Origin of the sequence: Clostridium sp. AN503 (assembly GCF_040719375.1) — a bacterium.
In the GTDB taxonomy this organism is placed as follows: Bacteria; Bacillota; Clostridia; order Lachnospirales; family Lachnospiraceae; genus Brotaphodocola.
Window position 1 is genome coordinate 296,583 of the sequence record NZ_JBFDTP010000002.1, and the last position, 25,029, is coordinate 321,611.

At 53.1% G+C, this 25,029-nt stretch carries 21 protein-coding genes and 2 pseudogenes; 20 read left to right on the forward strand and 3 right to left on the reverse strand.

Features of this window, described 5'->3' with window-relative positions; all coding sequences use genetic code 11:
* Window positions 1-3: 3 nt before the first annotated feature.
* The 17 genes from AB1I67_RS08535 to AB1I67_RS08615 all read left to right on the forward strand — a co-directional run bounded on the left by AB1I67_RS08535 (window position 4) and on the right by AB1I67_RS08615 (window position 18,736).
* Window positions 4-900: a glucosamine-6-phosphate isomerase gene (locus AB1I67_RS08535; RefSeq protein WP_367029466.1), complete on the forward strand. Its 897-nt coding sequence runs from the start codon at window positions 4-6 to the stop codon at window positions 898-900.
* Window positions 851-1,843 carry a ribokinase gene (locus AB1I67_RS08540; RefSeq protein ID WP_367029467.1) on the forward strand — a complete coding sequence of 331 codons (993 nt, stop codon included), beginning with the start codon at window positions 851-853 and terminating at the stop codon, window positions 1,841-1,843. Before AB1I67_RS08535 ends, AB1I67_RS08540 begins: the two co-directional genes overlap by 50 nt.
* A 68-nt stretch (window positions 1,844-1,911) precedes the next feature.
* Entirely contained in the window at window positions 1,912-2,187 is a 276-nt protein-coding gene (gene spoIIID, locus AB1I67_RS08545) for a sporulation transcriptional regulator SpoIIID (protein WP_367029468.1), read from the forward strand.
* A 192-nt stretch (window positions 2,188-2,379) separates the two neighbouring features.
* Window positions 2,380-3,798 (forward strand): MATE family efflux transporter, encoded by a 1,419-nt coding sequence (locus tag AB1I67_RS08550; RefSeq protein WP_367029469.1) that lies wholly within the window; start codon window positions 2,380-2,382, stop codon window positions 3,796-3,798.
* A gap of 44 nt (window positions 3,799-3,842) precedes the next feature.
* Window positions 3,843-4,913, forward strand: a complete 1,071-nt coding sequence (locus AB1I67_RS08555) for a P1 family peptidase (protein ID WP_367029470.1) — start codon at window positions 3,843-3,845, stop codon at window positions 4,911-4,913.
* A gap of 103 nt (window positions 4,914-5,016) precedes the next feature.
* Window positions 5,017-5,559 (forward strand): winged helix-turn-helix transcriptional regulator, encoded by a 543-nt coding sequence (locus AB1I67_RS08560; protein ID WP_367029471.1) that lies wholly within the window; start codon window positions 5,017-5,019, stop codon window positions 5,557-5,559.
* A gap of 74 nt (window positions 5,560-5,633) precedes the next feature.
* Window positions 5,634-5,840: a hypothetical protein gene (locus AB1I67_RS08565; RefSeq protein ID WP_367029472.1), complete on the forward strand. Its 207-nt coding sequence runs from the start codon at window positions 5,634-5,636 to the stop codon at window positions 5,838-5,840.
* Window positions 5,841-5,872: 32 nt separating this feature from the next.
* Window positions 5,873-6,064, forward strand: a complete 192-nt coding sequence (locus AB1I67_RS08570; protein WP_367029473.1) for a protease complex subunit PrcB family protein — start codon at window positions 5,873-5,875, stop codon at window positions 6,062-6,064.
* A 492-nt stretch (window positions 6,065-6,556) separates the two neighbouring features.
* A complete protein-coding gene (locus AB1I67_RS08575; protein ID WP_367029474.1) occupies window positions 6,557-7,798 on the forward strand; it encodes a sugar ABC transporter substrate-binding protein in 1,242 nt (413 codons plus the stop codon).
* Between the two features lie 34 nt (window positions 7,799-7,832).
* Window positions 7,833-8,753 carry a sugar ABC transporter permease gene (locus AB1I67_RS08580; RefSeq protein ID WP_367029475.1) on the forward strand — a complete coding sequence of 307 codons (921 nt, stop codon included), beginning with the start codon at window positions 7,833-7,835 and terminating at the stop codon, window positions 8,751-8,753.
* The gene (locus AB1I67_RS08585) at window positions 8,750-9,571 is read left to right on the forward strand and encodes a carbohydrate ABC transporter permease (protein ID WP_367029476.1); all 822 of its coding nucleotides are present in this window, start codon (window positions 8,750-8,752) and stop codon (window positions 9,569-9,571) included. Before AB1I67_RS08580 ends, AB1I67_RS08585 begins: the two co-directional genes overlap by 4 nt.
* Before the next feature lie 18 nt (window positions 9,572-9,589).
* Window positions 9,590-12,589 (forward strand): glycoside hydrolase family 2 TIM barrel-domain containing protein, encoded by a 3,000-nt coding sequence (locus tag AB1I67_RS08590; RefSeq protein WP_367029477.1) that lies wholly within the window; start codon window positions 9,590-9,592, stop codon window positions 12,587-12,589.
* 28 nt (window positions 12,590-12,617) lie between these two features.
* Window positions 12,618-14,918 (forward strand): glycosyl hydrolase family 65 protein, encoded by a 2,301-nt coding sequence (locus tag AB1I67_RS08595; RefSeq protein WP_367029478.1) that lies wholly within the window; start codon window positions 12,618-12,620, stop codon window positions 14,916-14,918.
* A gap of 6 nt (window positions 14,919-14,924) precedes the next feature.
* Window positions 14,925-15,824, forward strand: coding sequence for a DMT family transporter (locus AB1I67_RS08600; RefSeq protein WP_367029479.1), 900 nt, complete (start codon window positions 14,925-14,927; stop codon window positions 15,822-15,824).
* Window positions 15,825-15,864: 40 nt separating this feature from the next.
* Window positions 15,865-16,497: a beta-phosphoglucomutase gene (pgmB, locus tag AB1I67_RS08605; RefSeq protein WP_367029480.1), complete on the forward strand. Its 633-nt coding sequence runs from the start codon at window positions 15,865-15,867 to the stop codon at window positions 16,495-16,497.
* Between the two features lie 177 nt (window positions 16,498-16,674).
* Window positions 16,675-17,679: a LacI family DNA-binding transcriptional regulator gene (locus tag AB1I67_RS08610; protein ID WP_367029481.1), complete on the forward strand. Its 1,005-nt coding sequence runs from the start codon at window positions 16,675-16,677 to the stop codon at window positions 17,677-17,679.
* Between the two features lie 31 nt (window positions 17,680-17,710).
* Complete coding sequence (locus tag AB1I67_RS08615) at window positions 17,711-18,736, forward strand: M20/M25/M40 family metallo-hydrolase (RefSeq protein ID WP_367029482.1); 1,026 nt, start codon at window positions 17,711-17,713, stop codon at window positions 18,734-18,736.
* 76 nt (window positions 18,737-18,812) lie between these two features.
* On the opposite strand, the gene AB1I67_RS08620 is transcribed toward AB1I67_RS08615, so the two are convergent.
* On the reverse strand, window positions 18,813-19,139 hold the full coding sequence (locus AB1I67_RS08620) for a PH domain-containing protein (RefSeq protein WP_367029483.1): 327 nt from the start codon (window positions 19,137-19,139) through the stop codon (window positions 18,813-18,815).
* 194 nt (window positions 19,140-19,333) lie between these two features.
* On the opposite strand from AB1I67_RS08620, the gene AB1I67_RS08625 reads away from it, so the two are divergent.
* The 3 genes from AB1I67_RS08625 to AB1I67_RS08635 all read left to right on the forward strand — a co-directional run bounded on the left by AB1I67_RS08625 (window position 19,334) and on the right by AB1I67_RS08635 (window position 22,759).
* On the forward strand, window positions 19,334-20,647 hold the full coding sequence (locus AB1I67_RS08625) for a replication-associated recombination protein A (RefSeq protein WP_367032588.1): 1,314 nt from the start codon (window positions 19,334-19,336) through the stop codon (window positions 20,645-20,647).
* A 406-nt stretch (window positions 20,648-21,053) separates the two neighbouring features.
* Window positions 21,054-21,329 (forward strand): type II toxin-antitoxin system HicB family antitoxin, encoded by a 276-nt coding sequence (locus AB1I67_RS08630; protein ID WP_367029484.1) that lies wholly within the window; start codon window positions 21,054-21,056, stop codon window positions 21,327-21,329.
* Window positions 21,330-21,472: 143 nt separating this feature from the next.
* Window positions 21,473-22,759 carry an L-serine ammonia-lyase, iron-sulfur-dependent, subunit alpha gene (locus AB1I67_RS08635; protein ID WP_367029485.1) on the forward strand — a complete coding sequence of 429 codons (1,287 nt, stop codon included), beginning with the start codon at window positions 21,473-21,475 and terminating at the stop codon, window positions 22,757-22,759.
* Between the two features lie 4 nt (window positions 22,760-22,763).
* Here AB1I67_RS08635 and ilvN read toward each other — a convergent pair.
* Together ilvN and ilvB are read right to left on the reverse strand one after the other, a co-directional pair.
* Window positions 22,764-23,263, reverse strand: a pseudogene (ilvN, locus tag AB1I67_RS08640) (acetolactate synthase small subunit).
* A 1-nt stretch (window position 23,264) separates the two neighbouring features.
* Window positions 23,265-24,997, reverse strand: a pseudogene (ilvB, locus tag AB1I67_RS08645) (biosynthetic-type acetolactate synthase large subunit).
* Window positions 24,998-25,029: the final 32 nt, after the last annotated feature.

Consider the following 25,029-nt stretch of genomic DNA (forward strand, 5'->3'; position numbering starts at 1 on the left):
AAAATGGATTTTAAGCTGAAGAGAGAGCAGATCGAAGACTGGTGCAGGATACCGGCCAGGCAGCTGATGGATCGGGACGACTTAAATATGGAACTTCATGTGGAGAAGACCAAAGCTGAGACGATGGAGTATATTGGAAACCTTATGGCAGATGAGGTGATTCAAAACAATAAAATGGGGAGAGTCACCAGATGGATCCTTCCTGCGGGGCCGATGGAGGAATACAATACATTTATCAGAAGGGTCAATGGGGAGAGAATCAGTCTTAAAAACCTTTATGTTTTCCATATGGATGAATTTCTGGACTGGGAAGGGCGCCCTTACCCGGTAGAGCTGGCTTACCGGAGCTTAAAAGGAACCATGCTGCACGGGTTTTATAACAGGATTGACGGGGAACTGAACGTGCCGGAGGAGCAGAGGATCTGGCCGGATATAAACGATATAGATGCTTTTGACAGACAGATAGAGAAAGCCGGGGGGATAGACACCATATGGGCCGGGATCGGCTGCAAGGGCCTGGTTGCATTCTGCGAGGCGCCACATTCCAGATATTACAGGATTACAGAAGAACAGTTTAAAAACAGCAGGACGCGGATCCGGGAGATCAATGAGGACACTCTGGTGGCTTTGGCGGAGCGTGAGGCGGGCGGTTTTTATGACGCGATTCCTCCTATGGCGGTGACGATCGGGATGAAGTCGATATTGTCCGCGCGCCGGGCCGTGTATATGATCACCACAGGGTCCTGGAAAAATACAGTGATCCGGATCATGCTGCTTAACAGGGAGGTGACGCTGGAATATCCGGTGACATTTATGGTGAAGCATATTCCGGAACAGATCTTATGCTGCGATGAGCGGACGCTGGACCATCCGCTTGCACACCCGGCAGCGCTTTGGTGAGCTTATGGCGGATGTGATCGTTTTTAATAATCACGGAGTTGGGCAGAGCATCCGTCTGGAACGGCTGCCCCAGTGGGGAGAAACGGTCCAGGGTTTGGGCTGGAAGGTTGAAGAGGATGGAGGAAAAGGTTCAAATGTGGCAGTTGCTCTGGGCCGCCTGGGTGTGGATGCTGCTTTTATGGGGAAGCTGGGGGAGGATGACTGGGGACGCCAGGGGATTGGCTGGATGGAGGCTGCGGGGGTAGATGTCAGCCATGTCAGGACAACCCCGGAGGTCTCCACCTGCGCCGGGCTTGTCATAACCCGCAGCGATGGGCAAAATGCTATTATTGTGGGGAAAAGCAGCTCGGATTTCATGACAGAAGAGGAAATCTGCCGGGATATGGACGCGATGAAAGGAGCCAGGCTGTTTATCACGGGTTTTGAGATAGACAGGAAAAAGGCTCTGTTTGCAGCGCGCCGTGCGAAAAGCCTGGGCATGGTTACCATCCTGAATGCCAGCCCGCTGGACGGAACGGTAAAAGAGCGGCTGACGGGGATCGATATCCTGATCGTCAATGAGACAGAAGCGGGGATGATGCTGGAAGGCGGGATGGGACGGGAGGCAGAGCATAAGGCAAGGCTTCTGTCGAAGGTTTATGGGGTGAAAACAGTGATCGTCACACTGGGCGGAAAGGGCTGCGAGACCTGGGAATCCGGCAAAGAGACCTGGTTTCCTCCTGTGCCGGCGGAAGTGGTGGACACCACGGGAGCAGGAGATGGTTTCCTGGCGGCGTTTGCAGCGAATCTGGTCTGGGAAAAAAGCTTTGAGGAGGCATGTGCCAATGCGGGAAAGTATGCGGCTTACACGACCACGAAAAAGGGCACGGTAGCTGCATATCCGCATTACCGGAAATACAGGGCAATCCTTTCGGGGCAGGACGGGCAGGCAGGAGAGAAGTGATCAAGATGTCTGCATAAAAGCAGGGCGTGGCTAATAAGATGTAAAAAAGCTTTTCAGGGGAGAAGCCCATGAAAGATTATATCGAAGAACGTGCGGTAGCCATCGCCAATTACATCATAGACCACAATGCGACTGTGAGACAGACGGCGAAGAAATTTGGCATCAGCAAATCGACGGTACATAAGGACGTGACAGACCGGCTGGAGCACATTAACCCCACTCTGGCTGCACGGGCCAGGGTAGTCCTGGATGTGAACAAGTCAGAGCGCCATATCCGCGGCGGGCTGGCTACAAGAGAGAAGTACCAGCACCGGCTGGCGATATGCAGTAAAAAGGAAGATTAGTATTAGGTCAGTATTGGCATGACAGCGGGGGCAGAAGGCCGGAGAGAAGGCCTTTTGCCCCTTTTGTCTGCCGATGCCGTGTAAGGGTGCGGCAGTCAGTGGATGAAAACGCAAAAAAGCTTGATTTTTTTACCAGGATGTTTTATGTTGTGAATGTTATATATACAGTTCATAGATACAGAGGTAAAAAGCATGATCTTAAAAAGGCGGATTTCGGGCGCAGTAACAGATATGACAGAGGGAAATGCAGGAGAACTGATCCTGCGTTTCTCTCTTCCTTTGATCTTTGGAAACCTGTTCCAACAGCTATATGCGATCGTGGACGCGGTGGTGGTCGGTCGATATGTGGGGGTGGACGCGCTGGCTTCCATCGGCTGCATCAGCTGGGTCTGCTGGATGATCAACGCATTTCTGCGGGACTGTGCCAATGCATTCAGTATCTCTGCATCCGTCCGTGTGGGCAATCACAATGATAAGGGATTTCGCAGGATCGTGGGCAACGCTGTCCTGATCTGTGTGATTCTGGGCGCTTTGGTGACGGTTCTGCTGCTTGGCGGGATCCCGGTCATCCTGCGTCTTTTAAATGTACAGCCCAATGTGGCGCATATGACCAGGCAGTATCTGACGGTGTTTATCCTGGCGATCCCCGCCGGACTGGTGTACAGCGTTGCAACCGGGCTGCTGCGGGCGTATGGGAACAGTGGGATCACTTTTCTGTCTATGACCGTATCTACGGTGGTGAATATCGTGCTGGATCTGGTTTTTGTCCTGGGGTTCGGATGGGGCGTTCTGGGCGCGGCGGCGGCAACCTGGATCGCGCAGGCGGCTGCCATGGTGATTGCCCTGCGGGCGGTGGTGCGGGAGCCTGCCTTTTGCATCGGCAGGGAGGATCTGCGCCTGGATAAGGATCTTCTGAGAGAGCTTTTGCGGCTCTGGCTTCCGATGCTTTTTAACAGCCTGATCATCTCGGTTGGCGGATTGTTTGTAGAGAGCCGGACAAACCGGATCGGGTCTTCTTTTACAGCCGGGATAACGGCGTGTATGAAGGTGTTCAGTGTGATGGAAGCGGTGATCATGGCGATCCAGACAGGAGTCAGCGTGTATGTGGGCCAGAACCTGGGCGCAAGGCAGTTTAGGCGTATCCGGGAGGGGCTTGTAAAGCTTGTGAAGCTGGGGTTTGTCCTGACGGCGGTCATGATCCTCCTTGTTTTTGCAGTACAGCGCCAGATCCTGCCTTTGTTCCTCTCGGCGGAGGATCCGGCCGCGTATGAACGTGCATACTGGGTGGCTAATGCGGACACCCACATTATTTTACTGTCCATGCTGCTTATGACGCCCATGTATCTGCACCGGGTGACGATCCAGACCATGGGATTCTCGGTATATGCGGCGGCTGCAGGGCTTATGCAGCTTGTGATGCGGGTGGTGACGATCCAGTTTGGCCCGGCTGTGTTTGGGGAATATGCATACTTTATTCATGACGGCCTGGCCTGGCTGGCCTCCCTGCCGATCGTCGCCATACCCTGTTACCGGTATCTGCGGAAACAGATTGTCAGGGAGATCGCCAGTGGGGAGAAAAGCTTGTTTACAGATCAGAAAGAAACGGTATAATAGAACCGATGGCAGCAAATTCAGAACAGAGGAGCAAAAGAAATATGAGCAAAAAACGAATCCGCGACTACGGGATCCTGCCGGGCCGTTTGGAGACTGGAAAACGGAATAAGATCACAGATGTCCCCGGGGTGAAAGTGGGGCATTGTACCATAAAAAATGAGGAAAACCATACGGGCGTGACGGTCATCCTGCCTGGAGATGACAACAGCTTCGCGAACAAATACACGGCGGCGGCCTTTATCCACAACGGATTCGGGAAAAGCGCCGGTCTGGTCCAGGTGGAAGAGCTTGGCACTCTTGAGACGCCGGTGGCCCTGACCAACACGCTGAACGTGGGCCTGGTGTGGGACGCGGTGGCGGGATATGTGATCCAACAGTGCGAGCGGGAGCAGGTTCCGGTCACCAGTATCAATCCGGTGGTCGGCGAGTGCAATGACAGCCGGATCAACCATATCAGGCGCCGGGCGGTGCATGAGGAGCATGTAAGACGCGCGATCGCTGATGCGGCGGAGGACTTTGAGGAAGGCGGCGTGGGGGCAGGTACAGGGACGGTCTGCTACGGGCTTAAGGGCGGGATCGGTTCCGCTTCGCGCCTGGTGGAGATCGCAGGCAGGACGTATACGGTCGGCGTGCTGGTCCAGTCCAATTTCGGCGCTACCGCAGATTTCGTACTGAATGGGAAAGCAGCGGGAGAGCGGATACTGGAACTGAAGGAGGAGAAGGATCACATGGCGGAGGCGGAGCAGGATCAGGGTTCTATTATGACGATCCTGGCCACGGACCTGCCGGTGGACAGCCGCCAGTTAAAGCGGATCATCCGGCGGACGGCGGTGGGGATCGCCCGCACCGGGTCCTATACGGGCCATGGCAGCGGGGAGATCATGATCGGTTTTACTACGGCGAACCGGATCCCTGCTGCTGCGGTCGGCGGGGAAGAAGTGCTGCAGACCGTATCCGTGATCCCGGAGGATACCATCAACCGGGCATTCCAGGCGGCGGCGGAGGCTGCCCATGAGGCGATCCTAAATTCTATGGTCTGCGCGGAGACGACAAGAGGGATCGGAGGGGAGATGTATTATAGTTTGGCGGAGTTTTTGGCGAAGATAGGGTGATGTGTTGGGGGCATGAACCGAAGGGATGAGAAGAAAGCATAGGAATGGCTGAGAGCGGAGATTGACGGTAAAGGGTAACACGATAGCGTCAGGGTGTCGTGAAATGACAAGTTCCTTTATTGCGAAATTTGTGATCGAAAAAGATAAGATGTATGTGGAAAATGCAAGTCGTGCTTCTAAAGATGGCCTGATTACACCGGATAATCTGGAGCCAAATCCAAAGAATCCGATTATTGCGGCATTTTTTAGGAATATCGGGTATTCAGACCAGCTTGGTTCCGGTGTTCGAAATTTGTATAAGTATACGAAATTTTATTCCGGCAAGGAGCCACAACTAAAAGAAGGGGACATTTTTCGGATTATGGTTCCTCTTGATGATGAGTATTCCTTTGATTATGAAGTTGGAAGTGAGACTAACGGAAAAACTAACGGAAAAACTAACGTAAAGCAAATGGAAAATCTGACGCAGACAGAAAAAAGCATTTTGGAGGCGATTCGTGATAATCCAATGATCACGCAGCCGCAGCTTGCACAGAAGATTGGGATATCTGTTGAAGGAATCCGTTATTCGATCAGAGGATTGAGAAAAAAAGGAATTTTGAGCCGGATTGGATCGAATAGAAAAGGGAGTTGGTTCATTCATTGAGTATAAAATTTTCCGTCATACAGACAGCCTTCCCTGAATAGATTAGTAATAATCAATTTCATGGGGAGGCTGTTATGCGTAGAAAAATGAATGGTAAAATGCTGCTGGTTGCCTGTCTTTTGCTGTGGGCGTTTGTGGTAAGGTTTTTGACGGGCTGCAGCGTGGAAAAAGAGCACCAGGATAAAGTGCGTGATTTGGATTTTGCGGTGGTCGGCGAAACGGAACTGCCGGAGGAGCTTAAGAATCTGGTGGAAGAAAAAAAGCTGCGCCCTTTAAGCTGACCTACAGCAACGACCAGGGACTTTACATAGCGGTGGGATACGGAGAGCAGCCGACGGGCGGATACAGTATCTCCGTAAATGAGCTTTATCTGACGGAAAATTCCATCGTGATCGATACGGAACTGAAAGGGCCGGAAAAAGGTGAGGAAGTAGGCGTTGAGAAATCCTATCCTTATATTGTGGTTCAGACGGAATATCTGGAAAATCCGGTGATCTTCCAGTAGAGATAAACGCTCGAGCCGGACAGCCAGAAAAAACCGGCATATTGAGAGAGAACGGGCGTCGTTATCATCTGATCTGTTGAATTTAGAAGCTTGAAGGACAAAGTGATAACGATCGCCTGGTTGTATTGTGTTTGGCTTTTTCGTTATCGTTTTGCGGCTGCGGCCTATGGGCGTAGTTCGCGGCTTCGGTTTATATCTTTGGTTTACAGAATAATCTCCAGCGCAATCTATAGCGCAATCTCCGTCATAATCTGTTATTGGAATTTTCTTCCATACATCTCCGCATAAATAAAATAAGTAAAATTTTATCAACTTAAAAAAGAAAAAATAAAATAAACTGAAAATATAAGCGAAAATTATGGTAAATATAGCCAAAAACAACACTACAAATTCATGCAAAACAGAAAAACACACAACTGATTTGGTAAAATTATTGATTATTTTACCAAAATATAGTATCCTGAATTTACCAAATATAGAGGAGGATTTAACATGAAGAAAGGTGTTGTAAAGGTAGCGGCGTTAGGTCTTGCGGCGGCGATGGCGCTGTCAGGCTGCGGTGGCGGCGGAAGCGGCAAGGAAGCGGAGGGCGGTAAAGTGAAGCTTCGTTTCGCATCCTGGGACAGTGCGGAGGATCTGGATACCCAGCAGGAGCTGGTGGACAAGTTCAACGCCAGCCAGGACAAGATCGAGGTAGCGCTGGAGGCATACGGCCAGGACTATGATACGAAGATCAGCGCCGGCATGGGGTCGGGCGATACGCCGGACATCATGTATATGTGGGACTACCCGGCGTATTATCAGGGACTGGAGCCGCTGGATTCCTACATCGAGAAAGAGGGCGCGGACTTTAAGGCAGACTACTATGAAACGCTCTGGTCTTACAATTCCATGGATGGGAGCATCTATGGCATGCCGGTTGGCTTCACGACCCATGCGCTCTACTACAACAAGGATAAGTTTGACGAGGCAGGCGTGGAATACCCGACGGCAGACTGGACCTGGGATGACCTGCGCGCGGCGGCAGCCACGATCACGGAAAAATGCGAGGGCACCAAGGGCTTTGCCTTCCAGGTAAAAGCAGATCCCTACGACTATGAGATGTACTTATGGAGTAACGGCAGCAGCCTGGTGGATGACGCTGGTAAGTTGGAGGGATGTCTCAATTCCGCAAAATCCGTAGAGGTATTTAACTTCTTCCAGACTATGGAGAAGGACGGCATCGCCCTTCCGACCGAGAAGAACGGCACCGATGAGATGAAGAACGGCAAGTCCGCCATGTTCATCTACGGTTCCTGGGCGCTGGAATCCTTTAAAGAGGCGGGACTTAACTATGGCGTGGTGGAGATCCCGGCATTTGCAAACGCAGGCCATGATTCCGTCAGCATCTTAAGCTCCTCCGGCGTGTCCATTTCCAAGGATTCCAAGCATAAAGAGGAAGCCTGGGAATTCGTCAAATACTGGACCGGAGAGGAGATGAACAAAGCCCGTATCGGATATGAGCTTCCGGTGCTCAACTCGGTCGTGGAATCCGAGAACCTGATGGGCGATGAGTTCAAGGCGCCGTTCTACCGTATGCTGGAGCAGAGCGCAGGCTACACGCCGGCATGCTTTAAGACCGAGAGATGGTCAGAGCTTAGAGAGGGTCTGGAGCTGGCTTTGGAGCGGATCTACAATCCGAGCACATTAGAGGACCCGCAGACCGTTCTGGATGAGGCAGCGGCTGACCAGTGACCGGTGATGCCAGATAGTGGCAGGAGGAAAACGGATGAATAAGAAAAGTTTTTTGAGAAAAGCAACTCCATTCCTTTTTATAGCTCCATGGATCATTGGCTTTGTGGTGTTTACCGCAGGCCCGCTGATCCTGTCGCTGGTCATGAGCTTCTTTGACTGGCCCATCACGTCCAGCCCCACATTCCGGGGGCTGGGCAACTACATAGAGATGTTCACGGCGGATAAGCAGTTCTGGAAATCCCTTACGATCACGCTGAAGTATGCGGCGATCTTTGTTCCGCTGAACATGATCATTGCCCTGTTTTTGGCGATGCTGATCACCCAGCCCCTTAGCGGAGTGAAGATATACCGGACCATATTCTATATCCCGGCTGTCATCTCCGGCGTGGCGATCTCCATTATCTGGGGATGGATCTTAAACGGGGACTACGGCGTGCTCAACTACCTGCTGTCCCTGATCGGGATCGACGGCCCCAACTGGCTGGTGGACCCGGCATGGGCGCTGGTAGCGGTCATCATGGCAAGCGCGTTCGGCGTGGGGACCATGATGCTGATCTTTTATACAGACATCAAGAACATTCCCATCGATCTGTATGAGGCGTCGTCCTTAGACGGTGCAGGCCCGGTGCGGCAGTTTTTCAGCATTACCCTGCCGATCATCACGCCGACCATCCTGTTTAACCTGATCACGTCCCTGATCAGCGCATTCCAGCAGCTTACCCTGGTCATGCTCCTTACAGGCGGCGGCCCGCTTAAGTCCACTTACTTTTATGGAATGTACACCTACAATAACGCGTTTAAGCATCACAAGATGGGGTATGCCAGCGCCAATGCCTGGGTCATGTTCGTGATCATCCTGATCCTGACCGCACTGGTGTTCAAGTCATCGTCCGCATGGGTATTTTATGAAACTGAGGCGAAGAAATCCGGAAAGAAGGGAGGAAAGAAAGCATGAGTATGTCGAAGAAATCGAAGGCGCTTTTGTATACGCTTCTGACTATTGTGGCGGTTTATTTCCTGGCGCCGTTTATTTACATGCTGTTTACGACCTTCAAGACGGAGGCGGAGGCGATCGCATATCCGCCGAAGCTGTTTCCGGAGGTCTGGAGACTGTCAAACTTTGCGGATGCCTGGGGCGCGCAGGATTTTGGCAGGTATTTTATAAACTCCATGCTGGTCACCCTTGGAACCACCGCAGGGCAGATCATTTCCTGTTCCCTGGTGGCATACGGCTTTGCCAGATATGAGTTTAAAGGAAAAAATATCCTGTTCATGATCCTTCTCTCCACGATGATGATCCCGTGGGATGTGACCATGATCCCGCAGTACATGGAATTTAAAATGTTCGGATGGATCAACACCTTAAAGCCGCTGATCATCCCGGCCTGGTTCGGTTCGGCTTACTATGTATTCCTGATGCGCCAGTTCCTTATGGGAATCCCCAAGGACTTTGAGGAGGCGGCGCGCATCGACGGGGCAAATCCGTTCCAGATCTATTATAAGATCTTCATGCCGATCTTAAAGCCCCAGCTGATCCTGGTCGGGGTGCTCAATATGATCACGGTATGGAACGACTATCTTGGGCCGTTGATCTTTTTACAGGACCGGAGCAAATTTACCCTGGCTCTGGGGCTGGCGTCCTTTAAGGGCGTGCACAGCACACAGATCATACCCATGCTCTGCATCACAGTGATCATGATCATCCCGCCGATCCTGGTGTTTATCGTGGCACAGAAGTATATTGTGGAGGGTACCAGCGGTTCGATCAAATAACAGAATGAGGAGACTTGTATGGGAAACAGAATAAAAAAAAGATGGGAAGACCAGGAGCTTCTCCATATCGGCAGACGGGAAGCGAGAACTTCTTTTTACCATGACAGCGCCAGGAGCCTGTCGTTGGACGGACAGTGGAGGTTCTGCTATCTTAAAGCTCCGGAGCTGTCCCCGGAAGGGTTTTACGAGGAAGCAGCAGGGCAGGGCTGGGATGAGATCCGGGTCCCGTCCGCATGGCAGATGGAGGGGTATGGGCGGATGCATTATACGGATGTCCTTTACCTGTTCCCGATCCGTCCGCCCTTTGTTCCAACGGAAAATCCCACAGGGATCTACAAGCGGAAATTCCATCTGGATGCAGACTGGATGAAGCAGGACACGATCCTTAAATTTCACGGCGTGGACAGCGCTTTTGACCTGTGGATCAACGGGGTTCACGCCGGGTTTTCAAAAGTAAGCCGTCTGCCTGCCGAGTTTGACATCACCTCTTATGTGAGAGAAGGCGAAAATGACATTACCGTTCGGGTATACCAGTGGTCTGACGGTACTTATCTGGAGGACCAGGATATGTGGTGGCTGTCCGGCATCTACCGCAGCGTGGAGCTGATCAATGAGCCGGTAGACGGGATTCTGGACTGCGTGCTGGATGCGGGTCTGGATGACAGCTATGAAAATGGCTGTCTGAAGGGGATCTTTACAACGAAAAAAGCAGAGACAGAGCTGACCTGGAGGCTGGAAGCGATCGGAGATCCGCTGATCCAGGAGGGCAGGCTGTGTACAAAAGACGGCAGAGGCGAGATTTCCCTCGCTGTAGAAAATGTCCGCAGATGGACAGCGGAGACGCCGGAGCTATATCTGTTCACGCTGGAAACCGCTGAGCAAAAGATCCAGGTGCGCATTGGCTTCAAGCGCATTGAGATCAAGGATCACCAGTTTACGGTCAACGGAAATGTGATCCTGTTAAACGGTGTAAACCATCACGACTACAACCCGGAGACGGGCAGGACGGTGGGGGAGGGCCAGCTTCTGGCGGACATCCTTCTGATGAAGCAGAACAATATCAACGCCCTGCGCTGCTCCCACTATCCGTCGCTCCCTGTGCTGTATGACCTTTGCGACGAGTACGGCCTGTATGTGATCGACGAGGCGGATCTGGAGTGCCATGGTTTTGAGTGGGTGGAGCGGTACGACTGGATCAGCGATGATCCATCCTGGGAAAACGCCTATACGGACCGCAGCGTCCGCATGGTAAAACGGGACCGGAACCACGCCTGCATCCTGATGTGGTCCCTGGGCAATGAATCCAGCTTTGGCCGCTGCTTTAAAAAGTCGGCGGAAGCGGTGCGCCTCCTGGATCCCAGCCGTCTGATCCACTATGAGGGGGATTTTGAGGCGGAGATCACGGATGTCTATTCCACGATGTATACAAGGCTTAAGGCGCTGGAGGAGATCGCACGATCCACGGACAAGGGAAACAAGCCCCACGTCATGTGTGAATACGGCCATGCCATGGGCAACGGACCGGGCGGGCTTTTGGCTTACCAGAATCTTTACAGGAAATACCCGAGGCTTCAGGGCGGATTTATCTGGGAGTGGTATGACCATGGTTTTCTGACCCATGATGAAAATGGTGCGCCCTATTACCGTTACGGCGGCAACTATGGAGATTTCCCCACCAACGGGAATTTCTGTATTGACGGGCTTCTGATGCCGGACCGCACGCCGTCCCCGGCGCTTTCCGAGTATAAGCAGGTGATCGCTCCGGTGGAGATCCTTCGCAGACCAGGCAGGGAGTATGAGATTACCCTGAAAAACTGGTATGATTTCCGGGATCTATCTCACCTGGAACTGGGATGGGAGATCACCGACGGGGAGTACGCGATCGCAGAGGGGACCGTGGAGAAGCTTTCCGCGAAGCCGGGCTGTGAGGAGGATGTGACCATCCCGGCGCCCCAGTGGGAGACAGCAGAGAACACAAACTATTATCTGAACCTGTCAGTCCGCTTAAAGAAGGATGCTCCTTATGCAAAGGCAGGGCACGAGGTATCCGCAGGGCAGTTTGAGTTAAAGGCCTTCCGGCAGGCTCTGTGCCGCCATGAAGCAGGGGAGGCGTTAAAGACCCGCCGTGAAAACGGGCTTCTGATCGTGGAGAACAGCCAGGTCTGCGCAGTGTTCCATGAGGTGTTCGGCAGGCTGGAGCGTGTTTTGAGCAAAGGAAAAGAGTACATTGCCCGCGGGCCGGAGATGACCGTCTACCGCGCCACCATTGATAACGATATGTACAAAAAGGACGACTGGATGAACCGTTATTTTATCCAGCTTCCGGTAGAAGAGACAGAAGGATTTGCATACACGGAAAACGGTCAGGAAGTGACGGTCACCATTGACAAATACTTTGGCTGCTATAACCAGTCCTGGGGCTTTGAGTGCACCTATGAGTACCGCGTGCACAGCGATGGGACGGTCACCAGCCGGATCTGGGGCAAAGCGGTCCAGGCGGGCAGACTGGAGCCTCCGTTTTTACCGAGGATCGGGATTGTGATGCAGGCGGCAAAGCAGCTACAGAAGACCGCATGGCTGGGGCTTGGGCCGGGAGAGAATTATCCGGACAGCAGATCGGCAGTAAGGCAGGGCGTTTACCGTTCCACCGTGGACGGGATGGGGACCAGTTATGTATATCCCCAGGAGAACGGGCACCGGGAGCAGGTTTCCTGGTGGGCGCTTGCGGACGAGTCAGGCAGCATGGTCGTGACCTGTGAACAGCCGGTCGGGTTAAACCTCCACAACTATACGGAGGAGAGCCTGGAAAAAGCAGCTCATCCGCAGGAGATCGAACCGTCGGAGCATGTGGTCATCCATATGGACGCATTCCACTCCGGGCTGGGGAGCAACAGCTGCGGCGAAGAACAGCTGCCGGAACATAAAGTAAAACTCCAGGATTTCTTCCTCGGATTTACCATGCGTTTTACGGACGCGGGCCGGGAAACGGAGGAGGCAAAAAAGCGGTACCTTGATTGAATGACCGGAAAGGATAAGGACAGAGAGTATGATACGGGACAGATTTGGGACAACATTAAAAGATATGCTTTCAGAGGACAGATGGCTGGTGCTCCAGGACTCCTACGATGAAAAAGAGAATTTGAGCAGCGAGACCCTGTTCTGCCTGACAAACGGTTATATGGGGACGCGGGGGAGCTTTGAGGAGGGGACGAAACGGACCCTCCCCTACACCTACATAAATGGGATCTTCGACAAGTCGGAAACCTTTATGAGGGAGCTTGCCGCGCTGCCGAACTGGCTGGGGATCCGGCTCTACGTGGAGAAGCAGCCCATTGCCCTGGAGGACTGCCGCATCCTCTCCTTTGCCCGGGCGCTGGATATGAAGCAGGCGCTTTTGGCGCGCAGGACCATCCTGGAGGATGCAAAAGGGCGGCAGACCCTGATCGAGGGCGTCCGCTTCCTAAGCCGCAGCAATGTGCACCGCATGGGCGTCCGCCTGTGGGTGACTCCGCTTAACTACAGCGGGATCATCGAGGTGGAGAATATCCTGGACGGGACCATCTATAACTTCTACGATGCGCCCCGGTTCAAGGTGAAGCATACGTATCTTGTGGAAAATGGCAGGCTGGATGAGGAAGGCGCCTATATCGAGGTGGCAACCCGGGATGATGATATCAAGGCAGCCATCGGCTGCCGCCTGGAATGCCTGAGGGACGGAAAACCAGTTTCCAGGGCAAGGCAGTTTGGGGCCTTCGGGGAGCAGGCGGTGGAGTTCACGGATTTTGACGCCTGCGAAGGGCAGGCCACGGAGATCGTGAAGTATGCGGCGGCGTATACGGATAAGGACATTAGGGACAGTTCCCTGCATGATCTGGTACGGCGGGAAGTCCACAGCTTTATGGAAAACGGTTTTGACAGGGAGCTTGAACAGCACCGCAGCGTTTACGACCTCATGTGGCAGAATGCGGATATCCGCATTGAGGGCGACGGGGAGCTGGACAAGGCTGTGCGGTTCAACATCTTCCATCTGATGAGCACAGCCAGCGAGCACAGCGACCGGGTCAATGTGGGAGCCAAGCTGCTGCATGGCGAGGAGTACGGCGGACATGCGTTTTGGGATACGGAATTGTTCATGATGCCATTTTTTGCATGGACCTTCCCAAAGACAGCCAGGAACCTGGAAAATTACCGCTATCATCTGTTAGACGCCGCCCGCGCCAACGCCCGGAAGAATGGATACCAGGGCGCCCAGTATCCATGGGAGTCTGCGGACGACGGAAGCGAGCAGTGCCCGGACTGGACCATCGAGCCGGACGGAAGCTGCTACCGGTGTTATGTGGCTGTGTATGAGCATCATGTGACGGCGGCGGTGGCTTACGGGATCTGCAACTATGTAAAGATCACAGGGGACAGGGAGTACTTATATAACCAGGGCGCAGAGATCCTTGTGGAGACAGCCCGGTTCTGGAACAGCCGTTGCGAGTACAATGCGGCGCAGGACCGCTACGAGATCCGGAAGGTGACAGGACCCGACGAGTGGCATGAGCCGGTGGACAACAACTTATATACCAACTATCTTGCCCGGTGGAATTTGAATTTTGTGCGTGAGCTGCTGGCTGATTTAAAAGAGAACCAGGGCGTTATCTATGAAAAACTGGCGGAAAAGACTGGTCTTTTAGAAGAAGAGCTTTCCGACTGGAAACAGCATGCGGACAAGATGTATCTGCCCCGTAAGGAAGGCAGCAAACTTTTAGAGCAGTTTGAGGGATATTTTGACTTGCTTAACGTGACCATCGAGGAGTATGATGAGAAGGACTGGCCCATCAAACCTGAGATCTTAAACCGGGTAAACAAGAGCGAGACCCAGATCATCAAGCAGGCGGATGTGGTGATGCTGCTGCATTTAATGGGTGAGGAATTTGACGGGGAGACCCAGAAGGAAAATTACGCTTATTATGAGAAGCGGGCGCTCCACGGTTCTTCCCTAAGCCCCAGCATCTATGCGATCATGGGCCTGAAGGTGGGAGATGCGTCAAAGGCGTACCGGTATTTGAGAAGGGCGGCGCTCTTAGACCTCTTGAACCTGCAGAAAAATACCAGGGAGGGCTTCCATGCCGCCAACGCAGGCGGAGTGTGGCAGACGGTGGTATTCGGATTTGCCGGGCTGTCCAAACATGACGACGGCACCCTTCATTTAAAACCGCAGCTTCCGGAGCAATGGGAATCCTTAAGCTTCCGGGTGCGCCAGGAGAACTCCTGGCTGGAGATCACCATAGAAAAAGGAAACCAGGCGACCGTCCGGACGCTGGAAGGCGAACCGGTGACAATCATCGTAGAAGGAGTTTAAGACCATATGAAAAAATATCTTGCGATAACCGGCCTGATCCTGGTGACGATCATCTGGGGAAGCGGTTTTGTGGCAAGCGACATGGCGCTGGATGGGCTTTTGCCCTTCCAGATCATGACGGTGCGGTTTTTCCTCGCCGCTGTATTGATCGGCGCGGTCAGTCTTCCGGGGATTAAAAAAGTCACGCGGGAGGAGCTGCGGGCGGGATTTCTCATGGGGTGCGCGTTGTTTGCGGGGTTTGCCCTTCAGATCATTGCCCTTCAGTACACAACCCCTTCTAAAAATGCGTTTCTGACGGCTACCAATGTGGTGATGGTCCCATTTATCGCTTTTGTGATCCACCGCAAAAAGGTGGGGATCAAGGGGATCATCGGAGCGGTCATGGCGATCGTGGGCGTGGGGGTTCTCTCCCTGGAACGGGATTTTTCCCTGGGAGCCGGAGACGCCCTGACCCTGGTATGCGCGGTAGGGTTTGCATTTCAGATCTTTTTGACCGGGGAGTTTGCTCCCAAATACCGCGCTTCCGCCTTAAATATGGTTCAAATGTGCACGGCGTTTATCCTGTCGCTCATTTGCCTGTTCCTTTTTGGGGAGTTTCATTTTGAGGCGTCCTCCAAAGCGTGGATGAGCGCGGTCTACTTGGGCGTGTTCAGCACGACCCTGGCTTACCTGCTGCAGACGTCCAGCCAGAAATATATCGACGAGACCAAAGCGGCGATCATCCTGTCTATGGAATCGGTGTTCGGCACGCTGTTCTCCGTGCTGCTGCTCCACGAGGCGGTGACCGGACGGATGATGGCGGGGTGCGTGATCATCCTGGCGGCGGTGATCATCTCCAATGCCTCCGCCGAGGCAGGCGGGACATGCGGTGAAGGAAATTGTGCCGGAGGTGAGGAGACCGGGTGAGGCGCCGCTTGCGGAATTGACATATTGTGAGGAGAAGAATATGAAATATAGAGCAATTATTTTTGACCTGGATGGTGTGATCTGTCATACGGACAAATACCACTATCAGGCATGGAAACAGATCGCGGACGAGCTTGGCATCTATTTTGACGAGACCATCAACAACCGTCTGCGCGGCGTGAGCCGGATGGAGAGTTTTGAGATCATCCTGGAGCGCTGTGACAGGAGCCCTGGCGCCGATGAAAAGGAAATGTATGCCGGTAAGAAAAACGAAATTTACAAAGAGCTTTTGAAAAATATGACGCCGGAGGATTTAACGCCCGAGGTGAAATCCACCCTGGATGAGTTGAGGAGCAGGGGCCTTAAGCTTGCGATCGGTTCCTCCAGCAAAAATGCCGGGTTTATCCTTGGCAGGCTGGGACTGGACGGCTTTTTTGACGCGGTGTCCGACGGAAACAATATCACAAGATCCAAACCGGACCCGGAGGTATTTTTAAAGGCCGCGGAGTACTTGGGGGAGAAGCCGGAGGACTGCCTTGTGGTGGAAGACGCCCAGGCCGGGCTTATGGCGGCGAAAGCCGGAGGCATGGACTGCGCGGGCATCGGGGATGCGGCGGGAAGCCAACTGGCGGACTATTCCCTGGGAAGGTTCGGGGACCTGCTTTCTATCTGATTGAGTGTAACAGTTCAGACGGTATTTTCCAGCAATATCTAAGGATTGTATCAGACTCCGGGTTGTGTTAAAATAAAAGCGTCTGTCCATGTGGCCGGGAAGCCGATGCAGGGAGCACGCCATACAGGACAGCTATGAATGGGGCCGGCAGCGAATGCCGGGACAACGGGGGAAGTTATGGCGACGATTAAAGACATTGCAGAAAAAGCGGGAGTGTCCATTGCAACCGTATCGAGAGTGTTGAGCTACGATGAGACGCTCAATGTACCGGACACCACGAAGGCGCGTATATTTGAAGCTGCCGAAAAACTGGAATACAAGAAAAAAGCAAAAAAGCGGCAGGACAGAAAGTATAAGATCGGAGTCCTCTATTCCTACTCTCTGGAGGAAGAACTGGAAGACCCGTTCTATCTATCTGTCCGTGTCGCCATTGAAAAAAAGCTTGCGGACGACGGACATAAAAAGTATCAGATCCGCAGCAGTGACAAAGCGGAGAATTTAACCGGGCTGGACGGGGTCATCTGTCTGGGAACCTTCAGCCATTCCATGGTGGAGCGCATAGAGGCCTTCGGGAAGCCGGTGGTATTCGTGGATGCCTCGCCGGATGTGGAGAAGTTTGATTCCGTGATCAATGATATGCGCAGCTGTGTGAATAAGGTACTGGATTATTTGACCGGGCTGGGACATGAGCGGATCGCATTTATCGGAGGCCGGGACATCGACGGCGACGGAATTGTTGTGCCGGACGACCGGGTGGAGGCTTACCGGGAATATATGGACAAGAAAGGGCTTTACCGGGAGGATTATGTAAAGATCCAGGGGTATGCGCCCAAAGACGGTTATGTGAAGATGAAGGAGCTTTTAGAGCTTGGTGACAGGCCCACAGCCGTTATGGTAGCCAACGATTCCCTTGCGGTCGGATGTTATAAGGCGGTGAGCGAAGCGGGACTTAAGATCCCGGAGGATGTGAGCGTTGTGGGGTTCAATGATATTTCATTCGCCAGGTATCTGGTGCCTACATTGACGACCGTGCGCCTGTATATGGAATTTATGGGGGAGCAGGCCGTGACCCTGATGGCGGAGCGTCTGTCTTCCAAACGGGATCTGTGTGTGCAGATGCGCATCCCATCCAGGCTGATCGAGCGGGAGAGCGTAAAGCGGCTGACGCCGGACGCGGGATAGGATGAGAACTTGCTGTGGAAAGAGGATAGAGATGAATTGTGTGGAGAATCAGTTTTTAAAAGAGATATTGAGCACGGTTTCGGTATCTGGCAGGATTGCTGAGGTACAGGAGGTCGTGAAGAAATATATGGAGCCGGTTTCTGACGAGATCCGGGAGGACGAGATCGGGGATGCGGTGTGCGTGCTGAACCCGGAAGCGGGCAGCAGGATCCTTGCGACGGCCCACGCCGATGAGATCGGGCTTGTGGTGACCTGCATTGGAGAGGATGGGCGCATCCGCGCGGTTGACCGGGGAGGGATCATTCCCAAGTCCTATCTGGGGCATCAGGTGCAGATCATGACCAGAACCGGGATCTGTCACGGCTGTGTTGCAGCGGCCCGCCCCATGTGGGATGAAAAGGAGCTGAAGGCCTCTGCTCTGGTGATCGATATTGGAGCGGAGAGCAGGGAGGAAGCGGCGGAGCTGGTTGCGGTCGGCGATACCATCACCTTTGACAGCCATATCCGCGCGCTGGCAGGCGGACGTTTTACCGCCCGGGCTCTGGATGACAGGCTGGGCGTATTCATCATCATGGAAGCCCTGAAATACGCAAAAGAGCTGGGCTGTAAAAATGGGATATACTGCGGGGCGACGGCAGGTGAGGAGACCACGAAGAACGGGGCTTACTGGACCGCCCAGCGGGTGAACCCGGATCTGGCGGTTGTGGTGGATGTGACCTACGCCACGGATTATAAGGGGGCTGATCCGGCGGAGTCAGGAGATGTGAAGCTGGGACAAGGGCCGGTGCTATTAAGAAGCCCGATCGTTTCCGACACCCTGAATGACAGGCTGGAAGCCTGTGCGAAAAAGGCCGGGATTCCGGTCCAGTGGGAGGCGGCGAGCCGTCTTAGCTACACCGATGCGGACCGGATCCATTTTGCAGGCCAGGGGATCCCGGTGGTGCTCATGTCCATTCCGCTCCGCTACATGCATACGCCGGCGGAGGTCGCGGACAGCAGGGATGTGGAGAACTGCATCCGGCTGCTGGGGACGTTTTTTGCCGAGGGTTCCGTTTAATGGGCTAAGCTCTGTCTTTCATTTGAAAATGGAGTGCTGCGTTATCAGTATGCGGCACTCCATATAAGTTATGGCACTATGATATTTTCGACTGAAGAAATGCAAAGATATCTTTACGTTTTGTCACAGACAGCGTATGGGTCTTTCCAGTCTTAAGGGTAACCTTGATCCCGGTAGGAATGAACCGGACGAACCCGCCAACATTACACAGCTTCACTGACTCAATTTCAGAATAAGGAATCTCCAGTGCCGTGGTAAAACCGCCTCTGAATATGATCCTTTGATTTGTGAGCCAGTATTTTCCACGCTTCTGGCTGTAAAAACAAAGGGTTTTCTCCCAGTAATCAGATTTGAATTCTTTTTCAACTGCCTCACCGTCATGCAATTCTAATTCGTCTGCCATGATTTGATCTCCTTTTATGTATATGATTGTGATTGAAAAGCGTTTCCATTGTATCATAAACTATGGGGATTTACTACCTGATCTTATCCTGGATTTCCTCATTTTTTTGCCGCCTTGCTCTTTTTTTGATCTTACACTATAATTGGGGGTGGAAGACGGATAGAGCGAAGATTGGGAGGTGGATTTGCATGCAGATGGAGCAGATGTCCCTGTTTGACGACAGGGAGGTATATCATCCGTTAGCCAGCAGGCTGCGGCCGGAGACACTGGATGATTTTGTGGGGCAGAAGCATTTGCTTGGAAAGGGGAAGATCCTGCGCCAGTTGATCGACCAGGACCAGATCCCGTCCATGATCTTCTGGGGGCCGCCGGGCGTGGGCAAGACCACCCTCGCCAGTATTATCGCGCACCGCACCCATGCGGAGTTTATCAATTTCAGCGCGGTGACCAGCGGCATTAAGGAGATCAAGGAAGTGATGGCGCAGGCGGAGAGCAGCCGGCGCATGGGCACAAAGACGGTTGTGTTCGTGGACGAGATCCACCGCTTCAATAAAGCGCAGCAGGATGCGTTCCTGCCCTATGTGGAAAAGGGGAGCATTATCCTGATCGGGGCGACCACGGAGAACCCTTCTTTTGAGATCAATGCGGCGCTTTTGTCCCGGTGCAAGGTATTTGTCCTGCAGGCATTGGAGAAGGAAGACCTGGTGGAGCTGCTCAGGCGGGCTTTATCCAGTAAACGGGGTTTCGGTTATCTGAACATCGAGATAACCGACGATATGCTTGGGATGATCGCGGAGTTTTCCAACGGGGATGCCAGGACTGCCCTCAATACGCTTGAAATGGCCGTAAATAACGGGGATATCCAGGCGGACCGGACGGTCGTGTCGCCGGAAACCTTGAAACAGTGTATCGGGAAGCGGACCCTGATGTATGATAAAAAGGGCGAGGAGCATTACAACCTGATCTCGGCCCTGCACAAATCCATGCGCAACAGCGATCCGGATGCCGCTGTGTACTGGCTGGCCCGGATGCTGGAGGCGGGGGAGGACCCGCTTTATGTGGCGCGCAGGCTGGTGCGGTTTGCCAGCGAGGATGTGGGGATGGCGGACAGCCAGGCCCTGCCGCTTACGGTGGCGGCGTATCAGGCCTGCCATTTTCTGGGGATGCCGGAATGCAACGTGCATTTAAGCCATGCGGTCATCTATCTGTCCATGGCGCCCAAGACCAACTCCGCCTATATGGCCTACGAGACAGCGAAGCTGGACGCCCAGGAGATGCTGGCGGAGCCGGTTCCGCTCCAGATCCGCAATGCGCCGACGAAGCTGATGAAGGATCTTCACTATGGGGATGATTATATCTATGCCCATGATACGGAAGAGAAGGTGGCGCGGATGCAGTGCCTGCCCGATGCGGTGAAGGACCGGGTGTATTACCGTCCGGGTACCCAGGGGGCGGAGCGGGCTGTCAAAGATAAACTGGAAGATATCAAACGATGGAAACAACAATAAGCGGTATTGGAGTTAGATGTGGTTTGAATACTCTATATATAAGTAAATAAGGCGGCTGGATGGAAAAATACAACAAGAGAGAGTAAAAATGGCGCCGAGAAGAAGAAAAACAACTATAAAGAGTAAAATAAACTAAAAATGCAGGGAAATACAAATGAAAAGAGTAAAATGGAGGCAGGTAAATCAAAATAGAACTAGAGAAAGCAGACAAATGAAATAAGTAAAACGAAATAAGTAAAGTGAAATATATAAATCAGAATAAGTACAATGAAATTAAATGAAGTAAATACAACGAAATTAAACATAATAAAATAAGTAAAAGTGAAATTACACATTAAAACTAAGATAAGCGGATAAAGCAGGAAAAGCAAATCATATTAAATGAAGACAAGAGGAGATTACGATTATGACGTTTACCTACCCGGCGATCTTTACGCCGCATAAGAATGACAAAGGCTTTCATGTGGAGTTTCCGGACCTGGAGTGCTGCGAGGCGGACGGCCCGGATCTGGAGGATGCCATGGATGAGGCGCGGGACGCGGCCTACAACTGGCTCTGCCTGGAGTTGGAGGAGGGCGGTGAGTTCCCGGCCCAGACCCACGAAGCAGATATGGAGCTGCCGGAAGGGAGCTTTGTGAGAAAGATCATGGTGAGGATCAAGCTGCTTCCGGATAATGACTAGACGGGATGGGCAGCGAAGGAAAGGCTGTTTCCTGACTGACTGAAACATTTTTCCATCCTGAAAACGGTTGACTGTTAATCATATCAGTGATAATCTTAGTAATAAGAACAACTTGATCACGACCGATTATTCAGGAGGAGACCATGGATAAAAACCTGTATCAAAATTACGTACGGATTCTGGACAATGAGCTGGTTCCGGCCCTGGGCTGTACGGAGCCGATCGCGATCGCCTATGCTGCCGCCAAGGCGCGGGCGGTCCTTGGAGCATTTCCGGACTGTGTGGAGATGTGCTGCAGCGGCAACATTATTAAGAACGTAAAGGGTGTGACCGTACCGAATGCGGGGGGCCTGCGGGGGATTGACGTGGCGGCGACCCTGGGAGTCGTAGGAGGGGACGCGGACAAAGCGCTGGAGGTTTTGGAGCAGATCACGGAAGCAGATATTGAAAAGACAAAAAGGCTGGTGGCGGAAGGCTTTTGCAGCTGCACGCTTCAGGAGGGCGTGGAGAATCTGTATATTGTTGCCAGGGTTGTGAAGGGGGAGCATTTTGCGGAGGTGACCATCATCAATCGCCATACGCTGATCACCCGGATCGTGAAGGACGGCGAGGTGCTGTATGAGCATAAGGTCAGCGAAAAGTCCCCGGAGTATGTGGACAAGTCCCTCCTGAATGTAAAGGATATCATCGCGTTTGCGGATGAAGTGGCGATTGAGGATGTACGTGAGGTGCTTGGAAGACAGATTGCCTTAAATACTGCCATCTCAGACGAGGGCCTGAAAAACTGTTATGGCGCGGAGGTGGGAAGGACGCTTTTGGAAGTGTATGGAGATGACGTGAAGGTTCGTGCCCGCGCCCGCGCGGCGGCTGGTTCAGACGCCAGGATGGGAGGCTGTTCCATGCCGGTGGTCATCAATTCCGGCAGCGGCAACCAGGGGATGACGGCGTCCCTGCCGGTCATCGAATTTGCAAAGGAACTTGGAGCGCCGGAGGAGAAGCTGTACCGCGCGCTGGTGGTCAGCAATCTGGTGGCGATCCACCAGAAACAGTATATTGGCAGCCTGTCCGCTTACTGCGGAGCAGTCAGCGCGGCATGTGGTGCAGGAGCAGCGATCACGTATCTGTACGGGGGCAGCGCAGAGGAGATCGGCCTGACTATCACAAATACCATCGGCAATGTGGGGGGGATCGTGTGCGACGGGGCCAAGTCGTCCTGCGCGGCCAAGATCGCGTCCTCTGTGGAGGCGGCAATCCTGGCTCATTATATGGCCAGCAGGCATCACTGTTTCCAGCCGGGCGAGGGTATCGTACAGGATGATGTGGAAGGGACCATAAAAAGCATGGGCTACATCGGACGTGTGGGCATGAAGGCCACGGACACGGAGATCTTAAATATCATGATCGACCGGGTCCGGGTGGATGAGGCGTAGTGGATCATCGGTCGGTTATGCTCAGCGCTTCAACAGCCACGCTTCCGCCCCGGACGATCTCGATCCGGTTTACATAGCATTTTTCAAGGAGAGCGATCAGTGCATTGTTCCGTTCCTCTGTCTGCACACATTCCAGAAGGGCGGCAGAGGGACGGTAATCAATCATATCGATCCGGAAAATACGGCAGATCCGCTGAAGCTCCTCTAAGTCTTCGGCGGAACAGTTATTTACGGTGATAAACATCAATTCCTTCATATGAATGGCAGTGTCTGTTAAGTCAACCACTTTTATGACCTCAACGCTTCGGTTGAGCTGCTTTTCACCTGTTCAAAGGTCCGGTCGTCGCTTGTCAGGCTGATGGTCATGCGGGAGATGGTCTGGTCTCCGGTGGGGCCTACGGTCAGGCTGTCTAAATTATATGATTTCCCGGAAAACAGGCCGGATATCCTGGCAAGCACCCCAATCTCATTTTCTACAAACAGGCTGAGCCATCGTTTCTTCATATCAGTATTCCTCACTTTCCAGAATCATATGTTCCAGTGCATTCCCCGGCGGCACGATCGGCAGTACATTGGCTTCCGGTTCAATGATGAATTCGATGACGGCAGGCACGTTTTTTGTGTTCCTTGCCTCAGCCAGGGCGGGGGCAATCTCTGCTTCCCTGGTCACCCGGATTCTTATTGCTCCGTAGCTTTCTGCCAGCTTCATGAAATCCGGCGTATACGCCGGGCAGTTGTTTCCAGGCTGATTGCAGCCGGAGGGGCAGCCTTTTCGTCTGCGTATGCAGGTGCTGGAATAGCGCCTGTTAAAAAACATTTCCTGCCACTGCCGGACATTGCCGAGGTATCCGTTATTGAGGATGCAGATGATCACCGGCAGTTCGCAGCAGACGGCGGTAGCCAGTTCCTGTATGTTCATCTGTATGCCCCCGTCCCCGGTTATGACGATCACATCCGTGTCCGGATTACCGATCTTGGCTCCAATGGCGGCGGGAAAACCGTATCCCATGGTGCCAAGGCCGCCGGAAGTCAGGAGTTGTTTTTGTTCACTTAGATCCAGGAACTGAGTGGCCCAAAGCTGGTTTTGGCCTACGTCGGTAGCAATGACCGCACGGTCAAATGCACGATTGATTTCCTGCATGATCGTTTGCGGCGTCAGGCCGTCGGCTTTCATGGATATGGGATACCGGTTTTTCCATTCCTGGATCTGGGCAGTCCATTGCCTGATATCCGGCCTCGTGATCTTCTGGGCCAGGGCGCAGATGGCATTTTTCGCGTCCGCCACGATGGGGATATCCACTGCGATATTTCTTGATATGGAGGCCGGATCGATATCTACATGGATGATCGTGGCCCCAGGGGCAAAATGCTGGGGCTGTCCGGTGATGCGGTCATTGAACCTTGTGCCGATGGAGAAGAGCACGTCGCACTGGCTGATGGCGGTGTTGGCAGCATAGCTTCCGTGAATGCCGATATTCCCCACATACAGCTCATGGGTGGAGGGAATGGCGCCTTTTCCCATGATCGTCGTGACAACGGGAACGCCGGTCATCTCTGCAAGCCTGAGCATTTCTGCCTGAGCGCGGCTTAAGTTTACGCCTCCGCCCACTAAAAAAACGGGTTTTTTTGCGCGGGACAGAACGTCGGCAGCTTTTTGATCTGTCCGGCGTGGACTGCTGTATTTGGCTTATAACCTCTGATCTCCACATGCTCCGGGTAAATGCCGCTTCCTTCTGCCTGCTGGATATCCTTTGGCAGGTCAACTACCACAACACCCGGCTTCCCTGTGCGGGCAATGATAAATGCTTTTTTGATGACCTCACCCAGATCGCTCCTCCTGCGGACGGTCACGGCATATTTGCAGATGTTCCTTGTGATCCCCACAATGTCGACCTCCTGGAATGCATCATTTCCGATCAGTCCTGTTGGGACCTGACCTGTGAAGCAGACCAATGGGACGCTGTCGAAATTGGCGGTGGCAATGCCGGTGACCAGATTGGTAGCGCCCGGCCCGCTGGTGACCAGACATACCCCGGTCCGTCCAGTGGAACGCGCATATCCGTCGGCAGCATGGATCAGTCCCTGCTCATGCCGGGGCAGGATGACCTGGATATCCTCCTCGCCATAAAGTGCGTTGAACAGATCGATCGCCTGACCGCCCGGATAGGCAAACAGAGTATCCACCTGTTCTGCTTTTAACGCTTTTACAAATAATTCCGCTCCTGTTATCAATGCGATACACCTCCTTGACTCTGTGAATAGAATGTTTG

Coding starts and splice junctions, on each gene's coding strand:
- AB1I67_RS08535 (WP_367029466.1), top strand. CDS start 4: ATGGATTTTAAGCTGAAGAGAGAGCAGATCGAAGACTGGTGCAGGATA.
- AB1I67_RS08540 (WP_367029467.1), top strand. CDS start 851: ATGAGCGGACGCTGGACCATCCGCTTGCACACCCGGCAGCGCTTTGGT.
- spoIIID (WP_367029468.1), top strand. CDS start 1,912: ATGAAAGATTATATCGAAGAACGTGCGGTAGCCATCGCCAATTACATC.
- AB1I67_RS08550 (WP_367029469.1), top strand. CDS start 2,380: ATGATCTTAAAAAGGCGGATTTCGGGCGCAGTAACAGATATGACAGAG.
- AB1I67_RS08555 (WP_367029470.1), top strand. CDS start 3,843: ATGAGCAAAAAACGAATCCGCGACTACGGGATCCTGCCGGGCCGTTTG.
- AB1I67_RS08560 (WP_367029471.1), top strand. CDS start 5,017: ATGACAAGTTCCTTTATTGCGAAATTTGTGATCGAAAAAGATAAGATG.
- AB1I67_RS08565 (WP_367029472.1), top strand. CDS start 5,634: ATGCGTAGAAAAATGAATGGTAAAATGCTGCTGGTTGCCTGTCTTTTG.
- AB1I67_RS08575 (WP_367029474.1), top strand. CDS start 6,557: ATGAAGAAAGGTGTTGTAAAGGTAGCGGCGTTAGGTCTTGCGGCGGCG.
- AB1I67_RS08580 (WP_367029475.1), top strand. CDS start 7,833: ATGAATAAGAAAAGTTTTTTGAGAAAAGCAACTCCATTCCTTTTTATA.
- AB1I67_RS08585 (WP_367029476.1), top strand. CDS start 8,750: ATGAGTATGTCGAAGAAATCGAAGGCGCTTTTGTATACGCTTCTGACT.
- AB1I67_RS08590 (WP_367029477.1), top strand. CDS start 9,590: ATGGGAAACAGAATAAAAAAAAGATGGGAAGACCAGGAGCTTCTCCAT.
- AB1I67_RS08595 (WP_367029478.1), top strand. CDS start 12,618: ATGATACGGGACAGATTTGGGACAACATTAAAAGATATGCTTTCAGAG.
- AB1I67_RS08600 (WP_367029479.1), top strand. CDS start 14,925: ATGAAAAAATATCTTGCGATAACCGGCCTGATCCTGGTGACGATCATC.
- pgmB (WP_367029480.1), top strand. CDS start 15,865: ATGAAATATAGAGCAATTATTTTTGACCTGGATGGTGTGATCTGTCAT.
- AB1I67_RS08610 (WP_367029481.1), top strand. CDS start 16,675: ATGGCGACGATTAAAGACATTGCAGAAAAAGCGGGAGTGTCCATTGCA.
- AB1I67_RS08615 (WP_367029482.1), top strand. CDS start 17,711: ATGAATTGTGTGGAGAATCAGTTTTTAAAAGAGATATTGAGCACGGTT.
- AB1I67_RS08620 (WP_367029483.1), bottom strand. CDS start 19,139: ATGGCAGACGAATTAGAATTGCATGACGGTGAGGCAGTTGAAAAAGAA.
- AB1I67_RS08625 (WP_367032588.1), top strand. CDS start 19,334: ATGGAGCAGATGTCCCTGTTTGACGACAGGGAGGTATATCATCCGTTA.
- AB1I67_RS08630 (WP_367029484.1), top strand. CDS start 21,054: ATGACGTTTACCTACCCGGCGATCTTTACGCCGCATAAGAATGACAAA.
- AB1I67_RS08635 (WP_367029485.1), top strand. CDS start 21,473: ATGGATAAAAACCTGTATCAAAATTACGTACGGATTCTGGACAATGAG.